A 19,435-nucleotide genomic window follows, 5' to 3' on the forward strand; every position below is an offset into this window, starting at 1 on the left:
TGTGACGATAGACCCCAACAACAGTAGCGCCAGTGCTAGTGAGTCAGGAGAGTTCAAGGTTCACTACCACCTGCATGGCGGCATGCACCGAATGGATGCCATGGTCAGAAATCGGGCCGAAGGCGAGTTACTCGCGTTGCTAAAGGAAGTGAGTGTTGTGCTCGGGTTGCCGATTCAAGTGGAGACTCGCGCTTACGGGGAAGGTGGTCTCGAAGAGTATCTAAACCTGATTTTTCAGAACACAGAGCAGATCGCAGCGGTAATGGCTTTACTGAGTCCCTTGCTTGGCGCACCCTTCTACATCGAAAAAATTAAGCAATCCAAGCAACAAACTGCGCTCAACGAGCTGAATCTTCAAAAGATCAAGCTGGAAATCAAAGAAAAGGAGGATGCGGCAGCTGGGCGGTCGACCGAAAAAGAGAAGGGCGTGGAAAACAAGAGCAAAGTGCTTGAGCTTGAGTTTCCTCCCACGGCAGATGAAATCGCCCAAGCGCTACTGACAAGGAAGAGAGTCGCTCGGCGAAGGTCCAATTATTACGAAGCGCTTCTCGTTGACGCAAGGATTGAGGCCGTTGGCTTTTCCCCTTCCCATGGAAAAAAAGTTATGGAACTGCGAGTTCCAAGAGGAAATTTTTCCTCATATGTGATTGCCAAGTCGGATCTGGAACCGCTGATACACGAAAGAATTTCATTGGAAATCGTGTCGCCGGTCCTTCGCTCGGGGGCAATCAAGTGGAGAGGAATATTCGATAAAAAGGTTGTTAGTTTTGAGTTGCGAGATCAAGCGTTTCGAAGTGAGGTCGCAAGCCAGAAAGTTCAGTTTCAAAACGGCACGACGTTGATTTGTGATTTCGAGATACACCAACGCGAAGATGACATCGGTGACGTCGAGGTTGCAGGCTACGTAGTCACGAAGGTGCATGAAGTGAGGACGCCGCAGACAGTGCAACAACGGCCCGAGGAGCAGTTGCCATTGCAGTTACCCGACTCGCCTGCCTCCGGTGAGGAATCCGCTTGATTGTCCCTTTCTCCCTACGCATCTTCGTCGCCGACGGTGACCCCGATGGCCTGCGCTTGGTTGAGCGCTCCAACTGGGTTGGCAAGGCACTCATGTTCCCGCGTGCCTTGCTACCGCAAGTCAAGCTACGGCCCGAGCTGAGCCAGACCGGCGTGTACTTGTTGCTCGGGCCACGCGAAGATGGCGAAGGTGACATGCTTTACGTGGGCGAAGGCGACCCCATTCGTCCGCGCCTGGAGAGCCATTACGCGCAGAAGGACTTCTGGACCCGTGCCGTCTGCTTTGTCGCGACGCCGGGGCAGTTGAACAAGGCGCATGCTCAGTTTCTGGAGTCCAACCTGATCCGCTTGGCCAAAGCCGCCAAGCGCCTGCCACTCGATAACGCCAACCAGCCGATGGAGCCGAGCTTGAGCGAGGCGGACCGGGCTGACATGCAGGTCTTCCTGGACAACATGCTGGGCATGCTGCCGGTGCTGGGTGTACATGCGTTTGAGCAGGCGACCAAGGTGCAGGCGCCTATGGCACCTGTGCTGACATGCAAGGGCAAGGGGGTAGCGGCCACGGGCTACGAAGCCAGTCAGGGCTTTGTGGTCAAGGCGGGCTCGCAGGCGGTGCCTGAGGCAGTGCCGTCCATGCAGCAGCATGTGCGCGGCATGTATGACTTGCGGCAGGAGCTGATCGCCAACGGCGTCTTGGCGCAGGACGTTGCAGGCTACCGCTTCACGCAAGACTATCCCTTCAGTTCCCCCAGTACTGCGGCAGCGGTGGTCTTGGGGCGCAGTGCCAATGGCCGCATCGAATGGAAAGACGCCCAAGGGCGGACGCTGAAGGAGCTGCAGGAGGCGGAGGCCAGCCAATGACAGTGCCCCTGGCCGAGTTGCGGAAATGAGCCGATCTCGCCCCGCGTGCTTGCGTGCCGGCTGGATTTGATTTACATTCAATATTCGCAAATCGCGAATATTGAATGTAAATGCAGCTCAAACCTCAAGACTTCCTGGTGGCCCTCAAGCTCGTTGCCTGGGGTGATCAGCGCTGGACGTATGCGCGGCTGGCGCAGGAATTGGGCCTGAGCGCGTCTGAGGCGCACGCCTGCGTCAAGAGGGGCTTGCAGGCGGGGCTGCTGGCGCAAAACTACCAGGCATTGGACTCGGCGCAGGCCGCTCTCGCCGTGCAGGAGCCAACAGCCATTTACCGCGTTGCCCGGCAAAAGCGCTCGCGTGTCGCGGCGACAAGCAGCCAGGTTGCGCAGGGTCAACTCGCCACGGCGGACAACCCGGTGCGCCCCCATTCAAAGCAGTTGGCGGAGTTTGCGCTGCACGGTGCCAGGTACGCCTTTGCCGCAGACAAGACGCCATCGACCATAGGGGTGCCTACCAGCCACAGTGCGCCAGCCTTTGCGGGTGTATTCGCGCCGGGCTCTGAAGACTACGTATGGCCGCACCCCAATGGCACTGTGCGGGGCGTTGGGGTAGAGCCGCTGCACCCCAGCGTGCCCTTTGCCGCCATGCAGGACGCGAGGCTCTACGAAATGCTGGCCTTGTTTGATGCCATTCGCGTAGGCCGTGCCCGCGAGCGCGGCATGGCGCTGGAGCGACTGCAGGCGCTCATCGATCCAGCGGCACCAAAAAAGGTAAAGGGCCCCATGTATGGCTAATCCGAACCTTGCCATGTTGATGGGCATGGCACAGGCCTTGGGGCCGCTGTGTGACCGGGTGGTTTTTGTGGGGGGCTGTGCCACGGGTTTGTTGATCAATGACCCTGCGCTACTCAATGTGCGAGCCACGGAAGATGTAGACGCCATCGTGGAGGTTGCGACACTGGTGGGCTACCACGCCTTGGCAGCAGAGTTGATGCAGCGCGGCTTCAAACAAACGATGGCAGACAACACGCCGCTATTTCGCTGGTACTGGAACCGCATGCAGCTGGACCTGGTGCCGTTGGATGAAAAGGTGCTGGGCTTCGCCAACCGCTGGTACCGCCCAGGGTTCGACGCCGCTGTACAAGCCGAGCTTGCGCCGGGAATGAAGCTGCGGCACCTCGCAGCTCCCTACTTCTTGGCAACCAAGTTTGAAGCCTTTAACGACCGCGGCAACAATGACGTGTATGCCAGCCACGATCTGGAAGACATACTCACCGTGGTGGAAGGAAGAGCGGAGCTGGTCGCGGAGCTATCTGCTTCAGCTGAGGATGTTCGCAATCATGTGGCGGCATGTGTCCTCAGACTTTTTGACCACCCGGATTTCGGCAACGCACTGGGCGGTCTCTTGAGTCAGCCCAACCGCGAGCCGCTGGTGCGCGCACGACTGCAACAATTCGCCAAACTGAGAACACTATGAACGCCACGACCAATACCCTGGTCCAGAAACTCTGGAACTACTGCAACGTGCTGCGCGACGACGGCATGAGCTATGGCGACTATGTGGAGCAGCTGACCTAACTGCTCTTCCTCAAGATGGCCGACGAGCGCGCCCAGCCGCCGCACAACCAGGCCAGCATCGTGCCGGGCGCGTACTCCTGGCCCTCGCTGTTGGCCAAGGACGGCGATGATCTGTTTGACCACTACCGCCATGTGCTGGAGGCTTTGGGACAGCAGAAAGGGACGCTGGGCCTGATCTTCGGCAAGGCGCAGAACAAGTTTCAGGACCCTGCCAAGCTGCGTCGTGTGATCGTGGACCTGATCGACAGCGAGACCTGGACCATCCTCGGCGTCGACGTGAAGGGCGACGCCTACGAGGGCCTGCTGGAAAAGAACGCGCAGGACACCAAGAGCGGCGCGGGGCAGTACTTCACGCCGCGCGCACTGATCCAGGCCATGGTGGACTGCATCGCGCCGCAGCCGGGCGAGCGCATCACCGACCCGGCCTGCGGCACGGGCGGCTTTCTGTTCGCCGCGCACAACTACATGGTGGCGCACAACAAGAACCTCACGCGCGACCAGCTCAAGCACCTCAAGGAAAAGACCTTCACCGGCTACGAGCTGGTGCAGGCCACGGCGCGCATTTGCGCGATGAACCTGTTGCTGCACGGCATCGGCTCGGAGAAATCGGTGCCGGTGGTGGTGGGTGATGCCCTGGCCACTGATCCGGGTGAGCGCTTTGACGTGGTGCTGGCCAACCCGCCTTTTGGCAAGAAAAGCAGCACGGTGATCGTGGGTGAAGATGGTCGCACCAGCACCGAGAAAGACACCATCGAGCGCGACGATTTCTTGGCCACTACGAGCAACAAACAGTTGAATTTCGTGCAGCACATCAAAACCCTGCTTGCGACCCATGGACGCGCGGCGGTGGTGCTGCCTGACAACGTATTGTTTGAAGGTGGCGCGGGGGAGACCATCCGCCGCAAGCTGCTGCATGAGTGCGATTTGCATACGCTGCTGCGCCTGCCGACGGGCCTGTTCTATGCCCAGGGCGTGAAGGCCAATGTGCTGTTCTTTGACAAGAAGCCGGCCAGCGAGACGCCGTGGACGAAGCAGCTGTGGATCTACGACCTGCGCACCAACAAGCATTTCACGCTCAAGACCAGCCCGTTGCAGCGTGCCGATCTGGACGAGTTTGTGGATCTCTACAACGTGGGCAAGCGCCAGAAGCGCAAGCCCACTTGGAGCGCCGAGAACCCGGACGGGCGCTGGCGTGCCTACAGCTACGACGAGCTGGTGGCGCGTGACAAGGCCAGTCTGGACATCTTCTGGCTCAAGGACGAATCACTGGCCGACAGCGACAACCTGCCGCCGCCCGAGGTGATCGCCCAAGAGATCGTCGAAGACCTGCAGGCAGCCCTGGAGCAGTTCCGTTTGATCGCAGGCGACCTGTAGTCCGAAACCACCGAAGGCTGAACGCCGAGGTGCGCGTGGTCCTTACTTCGCGGCCGGCGCCGCCCCGATCATCGGTAGCCTGATCACCCCCACCGCCAGCGCGGTGCCCAGCAGTACGACGCCGCAGCCCAGCGCCATCGCCAGGTTCACGGTTTCGTCCAGCAGCAGCCAGCCCCACAGCAGCGCGAACACTGGGATCAGGAAGGTTACCGAGATGGTATTGGTCGGTCCGACCCGCTTCATCAAGCGGAAGAACAGGATGTAGGCGACGCTGGTGCAGAGCAAGGCCAGCAGCGTGACCGCGACCCAGGCTTTGGCGCTGGGCAGGGTGGCCGGCTGCTGCGCGAGCGCGGGCAGGGCCAGCAGCAAGGCGGCGAAGAACTGGCTACCAGTCGCGACGGCGAGCGGGCTGGCCGCGCCCAGGTAGCGCTTGGTGGCGCTGGCGGCGATGCCATAACAGAGTGTCGCGGTCAGGCAGGCCAGGATGGCCAAGCCGCCGCCGCCAGGCGTGAACGAGGCCTTGTCCCAGGCCAGCAGCACCACGCCGCCAAAGCCGAGCGCCAAACCGACCAGGCGCGATGCGTCCAGTCGCTGCCCGAACCAGGCCCAGGCGACCAGCGCACCCCACATCGGCGTGGTGGCGTTGAGGATGCTGGACAGACCCGCGTTGATGGACAAGGCCGCGAAGCTGAACAGCGCAAACGGGAGGGCGCCGTTCAAGAAGCCGACCAGCAGCAGGCCCTTCCAGTGGACGCGCAGGTCCGTGAGCCCTTCCCGCAAGGCCATCAGCGGCAGCAGGAGCAAGGACGCACCGGCCACCCGCACTGCGGCGGTGGCGACGGGGCCGAACTCCGGCGCGGCCACCCGCATGAACAAAAAAGACGCCCCCCAGATGGCGGCCAGCACCATCAACTCCAACACATCACGTTGCTTCAAAAAATGCTCCAAAGTTCAGGGACGACGACAGGGCCGTCCGGGATCGTGCGCTGGAAGCTGTTGCGGTGACCGGAGCGCTTGCCGTGGTCTCGCGACATGCGCCTTCCAGCCTCAGCAGCGCCTGCTTGCGGGGCAGGCCACCGGCATAACCGGTCAGCGCACCGTCGGCGCCCAGCACCCGATGGCAGGGAATGATCACCGACACGGGATTGCGCCCTACCGCCGCGGCCACCGCGCGCACCGCGTCCGGTCGGCCGGCCCGTCGGGCCAGTTCGCCGTAGCTCAGCGTCGTGCCTGCCGGGATGGTAAGCAAGGCGCGCCAAACGGCTTGCTGAAATGGCGTGCCTGAGGGCGACACCGGCAGCACGCGCAAGGGCTTGCCAGCGAAATAATCGCACAAATGGATGACAGCTTCTGTCAACAGCGCGTCATCGTCGCGTCGCGGTGCCGTCAGCGTGCCGGGATGGTACTTCTGGCCCTCGAACCAGAGGCCAGACAGGCCTTCCGCGTTGCGTGCGATCAGCACGGTGCCCAGCGGCGTGTCCAGGGTGGTGTGGCAGAGGTGCTTCATGAGGCGGCTCCAGGCGGGTGGGGGGTGGATCGGTCGCGGCGCTTCTGATCGGTCGTGCGTCTCGTCGCAACTTGAGGTGCATGTTGGACCTTGCCCTTGACGGTGCTTTTCCCCGTGCGTTGGACCGTGTACGTGACCTTGTGTCCGGTGTCGCGCCCAGAGGCACCTTCGGCGCTGCGCAGGCTGGCGGCTTGCGCCGCCTCGCGCCACAGTTGCAGCACCGCGTAGCTGCGGTAGGGTGCGAACGCTTGTGCGGCGGCGGCCACTTCCGTGGGCTTGAGCGGTCGATTGGCGCGATGTTCCATGCATTGCTTCAGCACCACGTCCGCGGGCGGAAAAGCGTCGGGCCAGCTCCAGCCGCGCATCAGCATGTAGTGCGCGGTCCAGGGGCCGAGGCCGGGCAACTCGGTGAGTTCGGCGATGGCCGAGGCCACCTCGCCGCGCCCCTGGGCAAATGCCAGCGTCGGCCACTGTTGCGCCAGCAAGATCAGCGCCTGGGCGCGCCGCCCCGGCAGGCCCAGCGAGGCGAGGTCATCCACCGTCGCGGCGGCGAGTCGTTGCGGCGGCGGGAAGGCGTGGGTCACGCCGTCGGGCGCGCGGAGATCCTCGGGCAAAGGTTCACCGAAGCGCGCGATCAGTCGCGTGGCGAGTGTGCGGGCCGCGGCCACGGTCACTTGCTGGCCCAGCACCGCGCGGACGGCGAGTTCGAAGCGGTCCAAGGTGCCGGGCAGCCGCAGGCCCGTCGCTGCGTCACCGAACTCCTTGCGGAGCGCGGCGGCGATCGCGGCCGGATCGGCGTCCAAGTCCAGCCAGCGGCGCAGCCGGGGCATCAGCGTGGCGATGGCGGGCCACAAGGATGCGCTCAGCCGCACCCGCAGCTGTGGTCGTTCCGCCTCGTCCGGTGGCAGCCGAACCTGCACCCAACCCAGCAAGTCCTCGGCGTTGGGGCGGCTCAGGCGCACGCTGCGCAGCACGGTCATCGCCTCGACATCGACCCGTTCGACACCCGGCACCGCGCGCGCTGCCAGGAATTGCAGCAGCGCGCGACCGAGCAAGGGCGGACGCAGGTCCAGCCGCAGTTCGGTGGTGTCCGGCACAGGGGGGGCCGCGGAGTTGACCCCGTGGCGTCGCAGCGCACTTGGGTTGAGCTGGTAGTGCTCGACGAAGGCCGCGTTGAAGCGACGCAGGCTGCCAAAGCCAGCGGCCAACGCCACTTCGGAGACAGGCATCAGCGTGTCGGTCAACAGATGCTTGGCGAGCAGCAGCCGGCGAGTCTGCAGGTACTGCAGCGGACCAACACCGTGCACGGCGGTGAAGACGCGGCGCACGTGCCGTTCGCTGACACCGAGATGGGCCGACAGTGCGGGCAGTGACGCGGATTCGGGTGCGCATTCGTCCAGCCAGCGCGCGGCTTCGCGTGCCAACACGTCGGTCGCGTCCATCGCGCTCCAGCGGCGGGCGAGTGGCGCCAGTTCGGGCCGGCATTTCAGGCAGGGTCGGAAATGCGCCGCTTCCGCGAGCGCGGCGGTCGGGAAGAAGCTGCAGTTCTCGCGCTTGGGCGGGCGCACGCGGCAGATCGGTCGGCAGTAAACGCCGGTGGTGCGGACCGCGACGAACCAGACACCGTCGAACCGGGCATCCCGCGCGAGCAAGGCCGGGTAGCAGTGTTCGGGGTCGAGTGCGGTGTCCATGGGCTGGATCATAGGCAGTTGGCTAGGACTGGACTCGCCGTTTTCGGACATGTTGCTGCTGAACGCCGGCGTGTTGCGTGAACCCGCGCCACTAGAATCAACCACGCTGTCTGGACGCATGCCGCCATGCCTGCATCAGCGCGTTCAAACCCTTCACCTCCGTCTCCTGCTTACGCCCACATGAGCCCGCAATGGAAAAGTCTGGACCCACGGTCCCTGCCCGGCCACCTGGCGCGGCGGCTGCAGCAGTTGGCCGTGGCCTTGTTCAACCAGGAGGTGGCGGAGCTGGGACTCACGCCGGTGCAGTACTCGGCCTTGCATGCCATTTGCCAGCAGCCGGGCATCGACCAAAAAACGCTGGCGCAGTCCATCAGCTACGACGCGGCCACCATCGGCGGGGTGATCGACCGGTTGGAGGCGCGTGGCCTGGTGCTGCGCAGCATGAGCCCGCAAGACCGCCGCGTGCGTCTGATCAGCCCGACGGACGAGGGCTTGCGCATCCTCAAGGCCGTGATCCCGCGCGTGCTCACGACGCAGGAACGCTTGCTGGAGCCGCTGTCGGCCGCTGAGCGTCAGGAGCTGATGCGCTTGATGGCGCTGATCATCGAGGCCCAGGCCGAGCTCAGCAGCACACCGGCGCGGGACTGAGCGCTTCCTTCTGGCCGCGCTACGGCCGCTTCTGCCGCTCGGCCCTGCGGTCCGCTGCCGCCGGGCAGTCATACCCGAGCGTGATTCAAGGTCCTGGATGGCCCTCTTGACGGCAATTAAGATGCATGCATATAGTATGCATACATATTAAATTGCCCGAGTCAGCTCGGGCCTGTCTGGAGATCCGCCATGCAATTCCACCTCGACGGCTTTCGCGCCGGTGACCCTCACATCCATCCCGCTTCGCCCCTGGCCTTGCCACACGCCGACGCCGTGCCCGCGCAGGTGGACGTGCTCATCGTGGGCTGCGGCCCGGCGGGGCTGACGCTGGCCACGCAGCTGGCGGCCTTTCCGGAGATACGCACCGCCATCGTCGAGCAGAAGGAGGGCCCGCTGGAGAAGGGGCAGGCCGACGGCATTGCCTGCCGCACCATGGAAATGTTCGAGGCCTTCAACTTCGCTGAGCGGGTGCTGAAAGAGGCGTGCTGGATCAACGAGGTGACGTTCTGGAAGCCAGACGAGAAAAAGCCGGAGCACATCGTGCGCCACGGTCGAGTGCAAGACACCGAGGACGGTCTGTCAGAGTTTCCGCATGTGGTGCTGAACCAGGCGCGTGTGCACGACTTCTACCTGGAGACCATGCGCCATTCCCCCAGCCGACTGGAGCCGCACTACGGCCGCAAGCTCTTGGACGTGCAAGTGGACCCCACGGCGGCGGACTACCCGGTGACCGTCACGCTGGAGCGTATCGATGCCGCGCACGCGGGTCAACGCGAGACGGTGCGCGCCCGTTATGTGGTGGGTTGCGACGGCGCGCGCAGCGCCACCCGTGCGGCCATCGGTCGTGAGCTGGTGGGCGAGGCCGCGCACCAAGCCTGGGGTGTGATGGACGTGTTGCCCGTGACGGACTTTCCCGACATCCGCCACAAGGTGGCGATCCAGTCGCGCGAAGGCAGCTTGATGATCATCCCGCGCGAGGGCGGGCATCTGGTGCGCTTTTATGTGGCGATGGACAAGCTGGGCGAGGACGAGCGCGTGGCGCAGCGGCAGATCAGCATGGAGCAGCTGATCGGCACGGCCCAGCGCATCTTCCAGCCGCACACGCTGGAGGTGAAGGAGGTCGCCTGGTGGTCGGTGTACGAGATTGGTCACCGCATCTGCGACAAATACGACGACGTGCCGGCGGGGCGCGAGGCAAAGCAATTGCCACGCGTGTTCATCGCGGGCGACGCTTGCCACACTCACAGCCCCAAGGCGGGCCAGGGCATGAACTTCTCGATGCAGGACACGTTCAACCTGGGCTGGAAGCTGGCTGCCGTGTTGCGCGGCCTGTGCCCGCCCTCGCTGCTGCACAGCTACAACGCCGAGCGGCAGACCGTCGGGCAGCAACTGATCGACTTCGACCGCGAGTGGGCCAAGATGATCAGCGACAAACCAAGCGAAGGCAGCGGGGGCGGCGTGGACCCCAAGGAGTTCCAGAAGTATTTTGAGCAACACCTGCGCTTCACCGCTGGCATGGGTACGAAGTACAGCCCCTCGCTGATCTGTGGTGATGGCAGGCACCAGGCTCTGGCCACGGGCTTCGAGGTGGGCACGCGTTTCCACTCCGCCGAGGTGCTGCGCATCACGGATGCCAAGGTGGTGCACCTGGGCCATGCCGGCAAAGCCGACGGGCGTTGGCGTCTCTACGCTTTCGCAGGGCAGAACGACGCTGTGGACGAGCGCATGGGCGTGCGCGCGCTCTGCCGTTTTCTGGAGACCTCGCCCGATTCACCCGTGCGAAAGTTCACCCCCGCCGGCCAGGACCCGGACGCGGTGTTCGACCTGCGTGCCATCTTCCAGCCCAGCCACCGCGACCTGGCCATCGAGACCATGCCCGCGCTTCTGTGGCCGCGCAAGGGCCGCCATGGTTTGCGCGACTATGAAAAGGTGTTCAGCGCCCAGATCAAGCCAGGCAAGCCAGCGCCCGACATCTTTGACTTGCGCGGCGTGGACCGCGCGCAGGGCGCCCTGGTGGTGGTGCGCCCGGACCAGTACATCGCGCTGGTCCTGCCGCTGGCGGCGCATCAGGCGCTGGCAGACTTCTTCGCGGGTTTCATGCGGCCAGCCGCTTGAGCGCGCCTTGCCCCGGCGCAGCGCCATGGACGTTAGACAGCCTGGGCATGTTGGCGTCGATCGCCTGATCCGCGGGCAGGCGGAAGCTGGCCACAGTGCGCACCAGGGTCTGTGATTTTTCATGGAGGCCGCGCGCGGAGACGGACATCTCTTCCACCATGGCCGCATTGTCCTGCGTGACGCGGTCCATGAAGACGATGGCCTCGCTGACCTGCGTGACACCCGCGCTTTGCTCCTTGCTGGCATTGGCGATCTCTTCCACCACCTCGCTCACCTGGCGGATGCTGCTGACCATGCGTTCCATGGTCTCGCCAGCCGTTTCCGCCAGTTGCGTGCCTTGCGTGATTTGCTCCACGCTGCCGGTGATCAGGGTCTTGATCTGCTTCGCGGCCTCGGCGCTGCGGCCGGCGAGGTTGCGTACCTCGCTGGCCACGACCGCGAAGCCGCGGCCCTGCTCACCCGCGCGTGCGGCTTCGACCGCCGCGTTCAGCGCCAGGATGTTGGTCTGGAAGGCAATGCCGTCGATCACGCCGATGATCTCGGAAATCTTGCGTGAACTTTGGTTGATGCCCTGCATGGTTTGCACCACCTGGCCCACGACCTCGCCGCCGTTCATCGCGACATCACGGGCCTGGCGCGCCAGTTCGTCGGCTCGGGCCGCGTTGTCGGCGTTCTTGCGCACGGTTGCGCCAAACTGCTCCATGGCCGCCGCCGTTTGCTCCAGGGAGCCGGCTTGACTTTCGGTGCGGGAGGCAAGCTCCGCGTTGCCTGCGGCGATCTGCTCGGAGGCCAGCGAGACTTCTCGAGCCTCTTCACGGACCGTGGCGACGATGCCGCGCAGGCTGTTCTGCATGCGCGCAATGGTCGCCAGCACGCTGCGCTGATCGTCTTCACGCACCGCGAGCGACGCCGACAAGTCACCCGCCGCCACCGTGCCGACGAGTTTGCGCATCTCCGCGGGCTCCGTGCCCAGGTCATGTTGCAGATTGCGCTCAATCAGCAAGCCAGCCACCACCGCCAGGACGATCGCCAGTCCACACACCGCGATCAGCAGCATGCGTTGACTTTCATAGGCTTCGCGTGCCGCTGCCACCCGCTGCTCGGCGCGTGAGGCGGTGAACTTGGCGTAGCTGTCGGTGGCCTGGATCAAGCGCGCTAGCAGCGGGCGGCACTCTTCGTTCATCTTGCGGATGGCTTCCTCGCGCTGGCCGCGCACGGCCAGGTCCACGATGTTCAGCGCCACGGGGGCGTATTGGGCCTCCACCGCCGCGATGTTGCGTATGAACTCGCGCGCTTGGAGCGAGGCTTCTGGATCCTGCGCCAGCTCGGTCAGGCGTTTGAGGGCCACGGTGGCCTCCTGGTGCGCCTGCTGAGCGATGCGTTGTTCCTCGTTGATGTCCTCGGCCCGGGTGACCAGGACCAGGTTGCGCGCGGCGATCGCGCGTTGATCCACCGCGGCACGCACTTGCGCGGCGGTCAGCGCCCGTGCGTTGATGCCGGAGACATAGTTGTCGAAGCGCGCGTTCGCCTCGGACAGCAGGTAGATTGAGAGCCCGACGGCCAGCAAAACGATACCCACCACCGAGCCAAAGGCCAGCAGAAGTTTGTTGCGTATGGACATGAAATGGAAGATGGGGAAGGTGTGATGTGGCGGCACCTGCCTAGGCAGATTCACCGGGCGCCGGGCTTCGCGAGCAGCATGTGCACGTCGCCCAGGGCGCGTTCCTCGAAGCCGCCTTCACAGTAGCAGAGGTAGAAATCCCACATGCGGATGAACGTGTCCGGATAACCGAGTAAGCGCACTTCGTCCAGCCGGGCCATGAAGCGCTCGCGCCAGTGACGCAGCGTGGTGGCGTAGTGAGGGCCAATGTCGTCGAGCTGCACCAGCTTCATGTCGGTCTCGGCCGTGATGGCGTTGAGCATGGCCGTGATGGACGGGATGGTGCTGCCCGGAAAGATGTGGCGTTGGATGAAGTCCACGGACTTGCGCGCTGCTTCGTAGCGCTGATCGGCGATGGTGATGGCCTGCAGCAGCATCAAACCATCGTCCTTCAGCAGGCGCGCGCATTGCGCGAAGTAGTCGCCGTAGAACTGGTGGCCCACGGCCTCGATCATTTCGAGGGACACCAGCTTGTCGTACTGGCCCTCCAGGTCGCGGTAGTCCTCCAGCAGCAAGGTGATGCGGTCCTGCAAACCGGCGGCGGCCACGCGCTCACGCGCCAGTTCGTACTGTTGGCGCGAGATGGTCGTGGTGGTCACGCGGCAACCATAATGCTTGGCCGCGTGGATGGCCATCCCGCCCCAGCCGGTGCCGATTTCCAACAGGTGGTCGTCCGGCCCCAGCTTCAGGTGCTGGCAGACGCGGTGCAATCTCGCCTGTTGGGCGTCCTCGAGCGTGGTCTGCGGCGTCTCGTAGTACGCGCAGGAGTACATCATGGTCGGGTCGAGGAAGAGGGCGAAGAGTTCATTGCCCAGGTCGTAATGCGCGGCGATGTTGCGGCGTGATCCGCTGCGTGTGTTGCGGTTGGCCCAGTGCAGGATCTTTTGCAGGGGCGCGGTCAGCCGGGCCAGCCCGCCTTCCATGCCGTCGAGCACGTCCCGGTTCTGCAGCAAGATGCGCACCAGACTGGTCAGATCATCGCAACGCCAGTAACCTGCCATATAGGCTTCACCGGCCCCGATGGAGCCGCCAAAGGCCAGCTCGCCCCAGAAACGCGGGTCCAGCACTTCGAGTTGCACGCTCAGCGGGCAACGTGCGTCGGGCATGCCGTAGTCCACGCGCTCGCCTTGATCGATCAGGCTGACGCGGCCATGGCGCAATTGCGCCAAGCGCTCGCGCACGCCGCGCTGGGCCAAGCCATCGAGAAAGTGGGGCTTGGGTGTGTAGCCGGCAATGGAGGCGGGTGCGCTGGTGGGGGCGTTGTTCGCGAGGGTGTTCATGGCCGGGTTTCCTGCTGTGCCGCGGCGGGCGCCGACACCGGATCGAGCGCGCGCTTGCGAGGGTGGATGTGAAAGGGTGTGCGCTTGAGCCAGAGCTTGAGCGCCTGCCAGTGGATGCCGACGATGACCTGCACGGTCATGGCCGGGTAAAACAAAAGGGCGCGCGCGAGGTTGGCACCGGTCAGTGGCTTGCGTTCGAGCGCCAGGGTCGCGTCGAAGATTTTTTGCCCCGCTTGCAGGTTCTCCATGTGCACGGAGAGGGTCTCGCCCGGTGGGGTGAAGCGCCAGTCGTAGTCCTGCTCCATGGGCATGAAGGGCGACACGTGGAAGTCCTTGGTGAAACGGTGACGGTGCAGGTCGGGCCTGGGGGCCTGCTCGTCCTGCGGCAGTACATAGCAGTGCCGTTCTTTCCAGGGTGTGTTGGTGATTTCGGCGACGATGGTCTCCAGCCGGGTATCGGCCGCGTCGTGCACGTAATAGAACGTCACCGGGTTGAAGACATAACCGAAGTAGCGCAGATGCGTGAGCATGCGGATCGGGCCGGTCGGCCGCCGCCCCGTGGCCTGCGCCACGCGCTGGCGCACGGCTTCGTCCAGTGGCAAGGCTGGGTCGCCCAGGTAGTCCTCGCGCCGGAAGCGGGCCAGAGCCATGCGCCGCGTGGACCAGAACCAGCGGCCCGCGAACACACGGTCCAGCTCGGCCAGGTCCAGATAGACCATGTAGAGGCCGTAACGGAAGTCATGGGGCCTGGGCTGGAAGCGGCGGTGCCGCACGCGCCCGACGTAGAGCGCGCTAAACATGGGCACGCGCCTTGAAATGCTCCAGGGCGGTCAGGGCACTGACCACGCCATCCTCGTGGAAGCCGTAGCGCCAGTAGGCACCGCAGTAATAGGTGTTCAAGGGTCCGTTGATCTGGCCGTGGCGCGCCTGGGCGGCCACGCCCGCGCGGGTGTAGAGCGGGTGTTCGTATGGGATGCGTTTGATCACCTTGGCCGGATCAATCGCGTCGCTGTGGTTGAGCGTGACCAGCAAGGGGGTGGGCGCATCCAGCGACTGCAGAATGTTCATGTTGTAGGTCAACGCGACCCGGCCTGTGTCCTGTGGCAGCACGTGGTAGTTCCATGCGGCCCAGGCACGGCGCGTGCGCGGCAGCAGGCGCGCGTCGGTGTGCAGCACGGCCTCGTTGGGCTGGTAGCGGATGGCGCCCAGCACCTCGCTTTCGGCTGCGCTGGGGTCGGCCAGCAGGCGCAGGGCCTGGTCGCTGTGGCAGGCCAGAAAGACCGCGTCGTAGCGCTCGGCTGCCTGGCCTTGCGCCTGTACCCAGGCGTGGTTTCCTTCTCGGCGTATCGACTGCACCGGGGTGTTCAGCCGGATACGGTCGCGAAACGGTGCCGCCAGGGCCTCCACGTAACGCGCCGAGCCCCCGCGGATCACGCGCCACTGCGGGCGCTCGTTGACCGAGAGCATGCCGTGGTTGTGGAAGAAGCGCACGAAGTAGCGGGCCGGGAAGGCCAGCATGTTCACCGGGTCGGTGGACCAGATGGCCGCGCCCATGGGCACCACGTAGTGCTCGATGAAGCCGCGCGTGTAGCGGCCCCGCTCCAGGTAATCACCCAGCGTGATGTCCTCGGCACCGTCCTGCAGCAGGGCGGGCGCCTCGCGGTTGAAGCGCAGGATGTCGCGAATCATGCGCAGGAAAGACGGGCGCAGCAGGTTGCGCCGTTGCGCGAACAAGGTGTTGAGCGTGGTGCCGTTGTATTCGAGACCGCTGCGCTCGTCGCGCACCGAGAAGCTCATGCTGCTGGGTTGCGTGGCCACGCCGAGTTCGTCGAGCAGGGCGATGAAGTTTGGGTAGGTCCAGTCGTTGTAGACGATGAAGCCCGTGTCCACCTGGTAACTGCGGCCGCCCAACTGCACGTCATGGGTGTGGGTGTGGCCGCCGACATGAGCGCCGGCTTCATAGACCGTGATGTCGTGCTCGCGCGCCAGATGGTGGGCGACCACGTTGCCAGCGATGCCGGTGCCAACGATGGCGATCTTCATGCCGAGCCTCCCGCCTGGTCTTCGTGCTCGGGGTGCGCCGTGCGCCCACCGGCGCGGATGGCCGCAGGCACGGGCCGCAGGTCGCGGATCAGGCCCAGGGCGGCCAATGCACGCAAGCCGTAATAAGTGAGGTCGATTTCCCACCAGTAAAACCCCTGGCGCGCCGAGCCTGGGTAACGGTGGTGGTTGTTGTGCCAGCCTTCACCGAAGGTCAGCAGGGCCAGCCAGAAGTTGTTGCGCGAGGTGTCGCGCACGGCGTAGCGCCGGCTGCCGACCTTGTGCGCCATCGAGTTGACCAGGAAGGTCGCGTGGTAGAGCACGACGGTCGAAATGCAGAAGCCCCAGACCAGCAGCATGGGGCCATCGGTGCTCAGCGCGGGCCAGGCGACGGCCAGCCATTCGCCCGCGCCGTAGAGGCTCACGGCCAGCAGCACCGGCACCAGCACGTCGAAGCGGTCGAGGAAGCGCAGCTCGGGATATCGCGCCAGGTCCGATACCTGGGCCATGCGGGTGGCGAAGTTCTCCCGCGCGAGGAACCAGCCCATGTGGGACCACAGCAGGCCTTGGTGGTGCGGGGAATGCGCGTCGGTTACACGGTCCGCGTGCGCGTGGTGGTGCCGGTGGTGCGAGGCCCACCAGAGTGGTCCGCGCTGGGCAGCGCTGGCGCCGAGCAGAGCGAAGATCAGCTGCATGGCGCGCGAGGCACGAAAGGCCTTGTGCGAGAAATAGCGGTGGTAGAAGCCCGTGATCGCGAACATGCGCAAGGCGTAGAGCGCCAGGGCCACGATCACGGCGGTTGTGCTCACGCCGGTCCAGAAAACGCCCAGGCAACCCAGGTGCAGACCGATGAACGGCAGCACGCGCAGCCAGTCCACGCGGCGCGCGGGAGGGCCTCCAGCGGGCGGGCTTTCGTCAATGGATTGGTTGTCAAACCAGGCAAGCAGGCTGCGCATCATTGCTCCTTGGCCGCGGGCCAGCGCTGGGGCACTTTTTGCAGCCGGTTGACGTCGTAGCCCAATTCGGTGACATGGCGCACCAGGGTGGCGTAGTCAGCCTCGGATATCGAGGGTGTGCGCGCCATGATCCAGACATAGTCGCGCGCTTGGCGCGCGATCACGGTCTGGCTGTAGTTGGCGTCCAGGTAGGTGATGCGGTAGTCGGCCTTGATGGGCCAGACGAAACGCATGCCCCACAAGGCATTGCTGGCATCCAGCACGAAACCTCGCGGGTTGTAGACCTTTTCGGGACCGTCGAAGGCATCGGCGCGGAATCGGAACGTGGTGGCGATGGTGCCGTCCGTGTCCAGACGGTAGCTCTCGACGGCGTTATGCGCGCCGCGCTCGATGAAGGTGGGAATGTTGGCGATGACGTACCAGTCGCCCATGAAGCGCGGCAGGTCCACCTGAGGCACCGTGGGCATGGGCGCCACGGGGCTGCTTTGGCAGCCAGCCAGCAAGCCGACAAGGCCGCTCAGGCCAAGCGTCGCGAGGAGGGGTTTGAGTCGTTGCAGCATGGTCGTTTCGGGTGTGGGTAGGGAGTGCTTCAAAGGCGTTGGTAGCGCAAGGTGCGGCCGCCCGCCACCCGCGACTCGAGTTGCACCCAGTCGTCGGCGTCGGTGTACCAGAGGTCGATCTGCAGGTCCTCGCCGCGCAGCGCGTAGCGGCGGGTTTTGATGGGGGTTCCGCGCACGGCCAAGGTCTCTTCGCCTCGCGCGTCGATGCGCACATCCTGCCACAGACCGGTCTGGCTGTTCAGTAGCCGGGTCTGACGCAGCATGCGCGGGTTCCAGTAGGCGAAGCTCATCACACAGTTTGCGTATAGATCGCGGCCCTTGGGCCCTTCCACCGCGAAACCGTTCTCGCGCCGTTCGCCCCGCACGGTCAGGATGTCGCCGTTGTCGTCGGTGCGTGCCTCGATGCGCGCGAGGCAATCGCCCTGCCACTGCTCGCGGGCTTCGTGCGCGTAGCGGTAGGCATTCACGAACAAGAATCGGACCGTGAACTGCGCCTCGCTGCGTACCTCGCGCGCGCCGCGCGCCGGGTCCTCGCTGACGCGAAAGCTGTGGGTGCCGACCTCGTCGCCGTCAAGCAGCACGCGGAATTGCCACACGCGTTCATCGGCCCAGGCCGTGGCCGCGCCCAGCGTCAGCGACGTGGCGATCAGACCGGAGCGCAGGCCCATCTTCAAGCCCAGGGCCAGCCTGGCCCGCAGCCTCGCGCGGGCTGTCCGATGTGGCCAAGGGCCGCGGCTCACGCCCGCTCCTTCGGGAACCAAGGCAGGAAGGCGTTGGTGCGGCGGATGTAGTCGGCGTAGGCCGGCCTGCGCTCGGTGATGTCTTGCTCCAGCAGGGCCACACCCGAGACCTTGAGCAGGAGCAGGGTCATGAGCAGCGGGGCGAACACGGTCCACCAGCCACCGGCCGCGACGGCGATCAGGAAAAAGCCCCACCACAGCAGCGCTTCACCGAAGTAGTTGGGGTGTCGGGTGTAGCGCCACAAGCCGGTGTCCAGCACGCGACCGCGCTGCGCCGGATTGGCCTTGAAGCGGGCAAGCTGCGCGTCGCCCACGGTTTCAAACAACATGCCGATCAGCCAGGCGAGGGCGCCGATGGCGTCCAGCCAGCCCAGGGGCGCGGGCTGGGCGAGGGCGGCGAACAGCGGCGCGGCGATGATCCAGGCCAGCAGAACCTGCAGGCCGAAGACCAGGTAGAGGCTCTTGAAGGCGAAGCCGGGCTGGTTGCGCGCGCGGATGGCTTGGTAACGATGGTCTTCGGGCTCCCCCCAGTTGCGCCAGGTCAAGTAGAGCGAAAGACGCAAGGCCCAGATCAGCAACAGGCCGAGCACCAACAAGGCGCGCGGGCCGGGCGAGTCCAAGCCGGTCTGGGCGGACACATGGACCCAGGCGCCCAGCAGGAAGAACAGCGGCCACAGGCTGTCGACGATGCTGACATCGTGCCTGGCGAGGCTGAGCAGCCAGCCGGCGCCACCCAGCAGGCTCATGGCGAGCAAGGCCCAGAGGGCGGCATTCCAATCAAACATGGGAGGGCTCCAATTTCGTGGGGGTGCTCGCGCGATAGCCGTCGTGGCGGCGCGCGATCAAACACAGCAAAGGGGTGATCAAGGCCCAGCCGATGGCCAGCAGTGGCAGGGCCAGGTTGTTATCGGGCAGGGACAGCGCGCCCAAGCGGGCGCCTGCCAGGTAGGCCAGCGGACCACCCACCGCGCCCAGGATGGCGGCGCCGAGCAGGTGCTGCTTGAGCCAAGCCAGGCTGACGTTGAGCGTCATGCCGAACAGAACCCACAGCGCGACCATCCAGTACGCTGCGGTGCCTTCGATCAGCACGCCGTTGGTGAACTGCACGATACCGGTCGCGGCCAGCAGGGTGTCCCAGAGCGCACCGACCAGGGCCGCGATCATGGCCAGGCGCAGCTCCGCGCGCGGGTCCTCGGCCTGGCGCAGGTGCCAGGCCAGGGCCACCAGCACGAAAACCACGCCGGCCCAAGGCCAGCCCCGGGCGGCGCCCAGCACGCAGACCAGCCAGCCGGTCTGATAGATCAGGAAGTTGATGAGTTTGCGCACGGAGGCCTCTGAATCAGGATGCGGTCAATGACGTGGGGGTGTGAACGCGGGTCGTCGTCTCGTGGTTGTTCGGCCAGTGCAGA

20 protein-coding genes are annotated in these 19,435 nt (G+C 64.9%); 8 read left to right on the forward strand and 12 right to left on the reverse strand.

What is annotated here, in order from left to right; translation table 11 throughout:
* The first annotated feature begins 1 nt into the window (after position 1).
* The 6 genes from AZ34_RS07330 to AZ34_RS07350 all read left to right on the forward strand — a co-directional run bounded on the left by AZ34_RS07330 (position 2) and on the right by AZ34_RS07350 (position 4,829).
* A complete protein-coding gene (locus AZ34_RS07330) occupies positions 2 to 1,018 on the forward strand; it encodes a hypothetical protein (RefSeq protein WP_155831742.1) in 1,017 nt (338 codons plus the stop codon).
* On the forward strand, positions 1,015 to 1,878 hold the full coding sequence (locus tag AZ34_RS07335) for a GIY-YIG nuclease family protein (RefSeq protein WP_035606536.1): 864 nt from the start codon (positions 1,015 to 1,017) through the stop codon (positions 1,876 to 1,878). The genes AZ34_RS07330 and AZ34_RS07335 overlap by 4 nt, the downstream gene beginning before the upstream one ends.
* A gap of 110 nt (positions 1,879 to 1,988) precedes the next feature.
* Positions 1,989 to 2,672: a hypothetical protein gene (locus AZ34_RS07340; protein WP_035606538.1), complete on the forward strand. Its 684-nt coding sequence runs from the start codon at positions 1,989 to 1,991 to the stop codon at positions 2,670 to 2,672.
* A 13-nt stretch (positions 2,673 to 2,685) separates the two neighbouring features.
* Positions 2,686 to 3,354, forward strand: coding sequence for a hypothetical protein (locus AZ34_RS07345; protein WP_051509602.1), 669 nt, complete (start codon positions 2,686 to 2,688; stop codon positions 3,352 to 3,354).
* Entirely contained in the window at positions 3,351 to 3,455 is a 105-nt protein-coding gene (locus tag AZ34_RS18665; RefSeq protein WP_231495482.1) for a type I restriction-modification system subunit M N-terminal domain-containing protein, read from the forward strand. Before AZ34_RS07345 ends, AZ34_RS18665 begins: the two co-directional genes overlap by 4 nt.
* A gap of 15 nt (positions 3,456 to 3,470) precedes the next feature.
* A complete protein-coding gene (locus AZ34_RS07350; RefSeq protein ID WP_051509603.1) occupies positions 3,471 to 4,829 on the forward strand; it encodes an HsdM family class I SAM-dependent methyltransferase in 1,359 nt (452 codons plus the stop codon).
* Between the two features lie 42 nt (positions 4,830 to 4,871).
* Here AZ34_RS07350 and AZ34_RS07355 read toward each other — a convergent pair whose 3' ends face one another.
* The 3 genes from AZ34_RS07355 to AZ34_RS07365 are packed head-to-tail and all read right to left on the reverse strand — an operon-like array spanning position 4,872 to position 8,027.
* Positions 4,872 to 5,765, reverse strand: coding sequence for a DMT family transporter (locus AZ34_RS07355; RefSeq protein ID WP_035606544.1), 894 nt, complete (start codon positions 5,763 to 5,765; stop codon positions 4,872 to 4,874).
* The gene (locus AZ34_RS07360; RefSeq protein ID WP_035606548.1) at positions 5,752 to 6,336 is read right to left on the reverse strand and encodes a methylated-DNA--[protein]-cysteine S-methyltransferase; all 585 of its coding nucleotides are present in this window, start codon (positions 6,334 to 6,336) and stop codon (positions 5,752 to 5,754) included. Before AZ34_RS07360 ends, AZ34_RS07355 begins: the two co-directional genes overlap by 14 nt.
* The gene (locus tag AZ34_RS07365; RefSeq protein ID WP_231495483.1) at positions 6,333 to 8,027 is read right to left on the reverse strand and encodes a DNA-3-methyladenine glycosylase 2 family protein; all 1,695 of its coding nucleotides are present in this window, start codon (positions 8,025 to 8,027) and stop codon (positions 6,333 to 6,335) included. Before AZ34_RS07365 ends, AZ34_RS07360 begins: the two co-directional genes overlap by 4 nt.
* A 180-nt stretch (positions 8,028 to 8,207) precedes the next feature.
* Here AZ34_RS07365 and AZ34_RS07370 point away from each other — a divergent pair, with 180 nt between their 5' ends.
* Both AZ34_RS07370 and AZ34_RS07375 read left to right on the forward strand, forming a co-directional pair.
* The gene (locus AZ34_RS07370; RefSeq protein ID WP_231495484.1) at positions 8,208 to 8,675 is read left to right on the forward strand and encodes a MarR family winged helix-turn-helix transcriptional regulator; all 468 of its coding nucleotides are present in this window, start codon (positions 8,208 to 8,210) and stop codon (positions 8,673 to 8,675) included.
* A 189-nt stretch (positions 8,676 to 8,864) separates the two neighbouring features.
* Complete coding sequence (locus AZ34_RS07375; protein ID WP_035606554.1) at positions 8,865 to 10,790, forward strand: FAD-binding monooxygenase; 1,926 nt, start codon at positions 8,865 to 8,867, stop codon at positions 10,788 to 10,790.
* Here the strand turns inward: AZ34_RS07375 and AZ34_RS07380 are convergent.
* From AZ34_RS07380 to AZ34_RS07420, 9 genes are read right to left on the reverse strand one after another with little or no spacing between them, the layout of a single operon-like run.
* The gene (locus tag AZ34_RS07380) at positions 10,771 to 12,411 is read right to left on the reverse strand and encodes a methyl-accepting chemotaxis protein (protein WP_035606557.1); all 1,641 of its coding nucleotides are present in this window, start codon (positions 12,409 to 12,411) and stop codon (positions 10,771 to 10,773) included. The two genes, AZ34_RS07375 and AZ34_RS07380, sit on opposite strands and share 20 nt — an antisense overlap.
* A gap of 50 nt (positions 12,412 to 12,461) precedes the next feature.
* On the reverse strand, positions 12,462 to 13,730 hold the full coding sequence (locus AZ34_RS07385; protein WP_081767123.1) for an SAM-dependent methyltransferase: 1,269 nt from the start codon (positions 13,728 to 13,730) through the stop codon (positions 12,462 to 12,464).
* Positions 13,727 to 14,530, reverse strand: a complete 804-nt coding sequence (locus tag AZ34_RS07390) for a DUF1365 domain-containing protein (RefSeq protein WP_035606560.1) — start codon at positions 14,528 to 14,530, stop codon at positions 13,727 to 13,729. Before AZ34_RS07390 ends, AZ34_RS07385 begins: the two co-directional genes overlap by 4 nt.
* The gene (locus AZ34_RS07395; RefSeq protein ID WP_035606563.1) at positions 14,523 to 15,773 is read right to left on the reverse strand and encodes an NAD(P)/FAD-dependent oxidoreductase; all 1,251 of its coding nucleotides are present in this window, start codon (positions 15,771 to 15,773) and stop codon (positions 14,523 to 14,525) included. Before AZ34_RS07395 ends, AZ34_RS07390 begins: the two co-directional genes overlap by 8 nt.
* A complete protein-coding gene (locus AZ34_RS07400; RefSeq protein ID WP_081767124.1) occupies positions 15,770 to 16,726 on the reverse strand; it encodes an acyl-CoA desaturase in 957 nt (318 codons plus the stop codon). The genes AZ34_RS07395 and AZ34_RS07400 overlap by 4 nt, the downstream gene beginning before the upstream one ends.
* Positions 16,726 to 17,286: a lipocalin family protein gene (locus AZ34_RS07405; RefSeq protein WP_035606566.1), complete on the reverse strand. Its 561-nt coding sequence runs from the start codon at positions 17,284 to 17,286 to the stop codon at positions 16,726 to 16,728. Before AZ34_RS07405 ends, AZ34_RS07400 begins: the two co-directional genes overlap by 1 nt.
* A gap of 29 nt (positions 17,287 to 17,315) precedes the next feature.
* The gene (locus AZ34_RS07410) at positions 17,316 to 18,026 is read right to left on the reverse strand and encodes a DUF6134 family protein (RefSeq protein ID WP_155831743.1); all 711 of its coding nucleotides are present in this window, start codon (positions 18,024 to 18,026) and stop codon (positions 17,316 to 17,318) included.
* Positions 18,023 to 18,811 (reverse strand): DUF1295 domain-containing protein, encoded by a 789-nt coding sequence (locus tag AZ34_RS07415; RefSeq protein ID WP_035606569.1) that lies wholly within the window; start codon positions 18,809 to 18,811, stop codon positions 18,023 to 18,025. Before AZ34_RS07415 ends, AZ34_RS07410 begins: the two co-directional genes overlap by 4 nt.
* Positions 18,804 to 19,352 (reverse strand): DUF2878 domain-containing protein, encoded by a 549-nt coding sequence (locus tag AZ34_RS07420; protein WP_035606572.1) that lies wholly within the window; start codon positions 19,350 to 19,352, stop codon positions 18,804 to 18,806. Before AZ34_RS07420 ends, AZ34_RS07415 begins: the two co-directional genes overlap by 8 nt.
* Positions 19,353 to 19,435 lie beyond the last annotated feature (83 nt).

The sequence above is a fragment of the Hylemonella gracilis str. Niagara R genome (genome assembly GCF_000600295.1).
Taxonomy (GTDB): domain Bacteria; phylum Pseudomonadota; class Gammaproteobacteria; order Burkholderiales; family Burkholderiaceae_C; genus Hylemonella; species Hylemonella gracilis_A.

Coding starts and splice junctions, on each gene's coding strand:
- AZ34_RS07360 (WP_035606548.1), bottom strand. CDS start 6,336: ATGAAGCACCTCTGCCACACCACCCTGGACACGCCGCTGGGCACCGTG.
- AZ34_RS07380 (WP_035606557.1), bottom strand. CDS start 12,411: ATGTCCATACGCAACAAACTTCTGCTGGCCTTTGGCTCGGTGGTGGGT.
- AZ34_RS07350 (WP_051509603.1), top strand. CDS start 3,471: ATGGCCGACGAGCGCGCCCAGCCGCCGCACAACCAGGCCAGCATCGTG.
- AZ34_RS18665 (WP_231495482.1), top strand. CDS start 3,351: ATGAACGCCACGACCAATACCCTGGTCCAGAAACTCTGGAACTACTGC.
- AZ34_RS07390 (WP_035606560.1), bottom strand. CDS start 14,530: ATGTTTAGCGCGCTCTACGTCGGGCGCGTGCGGCACCGCCGCTTCCAG.
- AZ34_RS07340 (WP_035606538.1), top strand. CDS start 1,989: ATGCAGCTCAAACCTCAAGACTTCCTGGTGGCCCTCAAGCTCGTTGCC.
- AZ34_RS07345 (WP_051509602.1), top strand. CDS start 2,686: ATGTTGATGGGCATGGCACAGGCCTTGGGGCCGCTGTGTGACCGGGTG.
- AZ34_RS07405 (WP_035606566.1), bottom strand. CDS start 17,286: ATGCTGCAACGACTCAAACCCCTCCTCGCGACGCTTGGCCTGAGCGGC.
- AZ34_RS07375 (WP_035606554.1), top strand. CDS start 8,865: ATGCAATTCCACCTCGACGGCTTTCGCGCCGGTGACCCTCACATCCAT.
- AZ34_RS07415 (WP_035606569.1), bottom strand. CDS start 18,811: ATGTTTGATTGGAATGCCGCCCTCTGGGCCTTGCTCGCCATGAGCCTG.
- AZ34_RS07370 (WP_231495484.1), top strand. CDS start 8,208: ATGAGCCCGCAATGGAAAAGTCTGGACCCACGGTCCCTGCCCGGCCAC.
- AZ34_RS07395 (WP_035606563.1), bottom strand. CDS start 15,773: ATGAAGATCGCCATCGTTGGCACCGGCATCGCTGGCAACGTGGTCGCC.
- AZ34_RS07400 (WP_081767124.1), bottom strand. CDS start 16,726: ATGCGCAGCCTGCTTGCCTGGTTTGACAACCAATCCATTGACGAAAGC.
- AZ34_RS07385 (WP_081767123.1), bottom strand. CDS start 13,730: ATGAACACCCTCGCGAACAACGCCCCCACCAGCGCACCCGCCTCCATT.
- AZ34_RS07365 (WP_231495483.1), bottom strand. CDS start 8,027: ATGGACACCGCACTCGACCCCGAACACTGCTACCCGGCCTTGCTCGCG.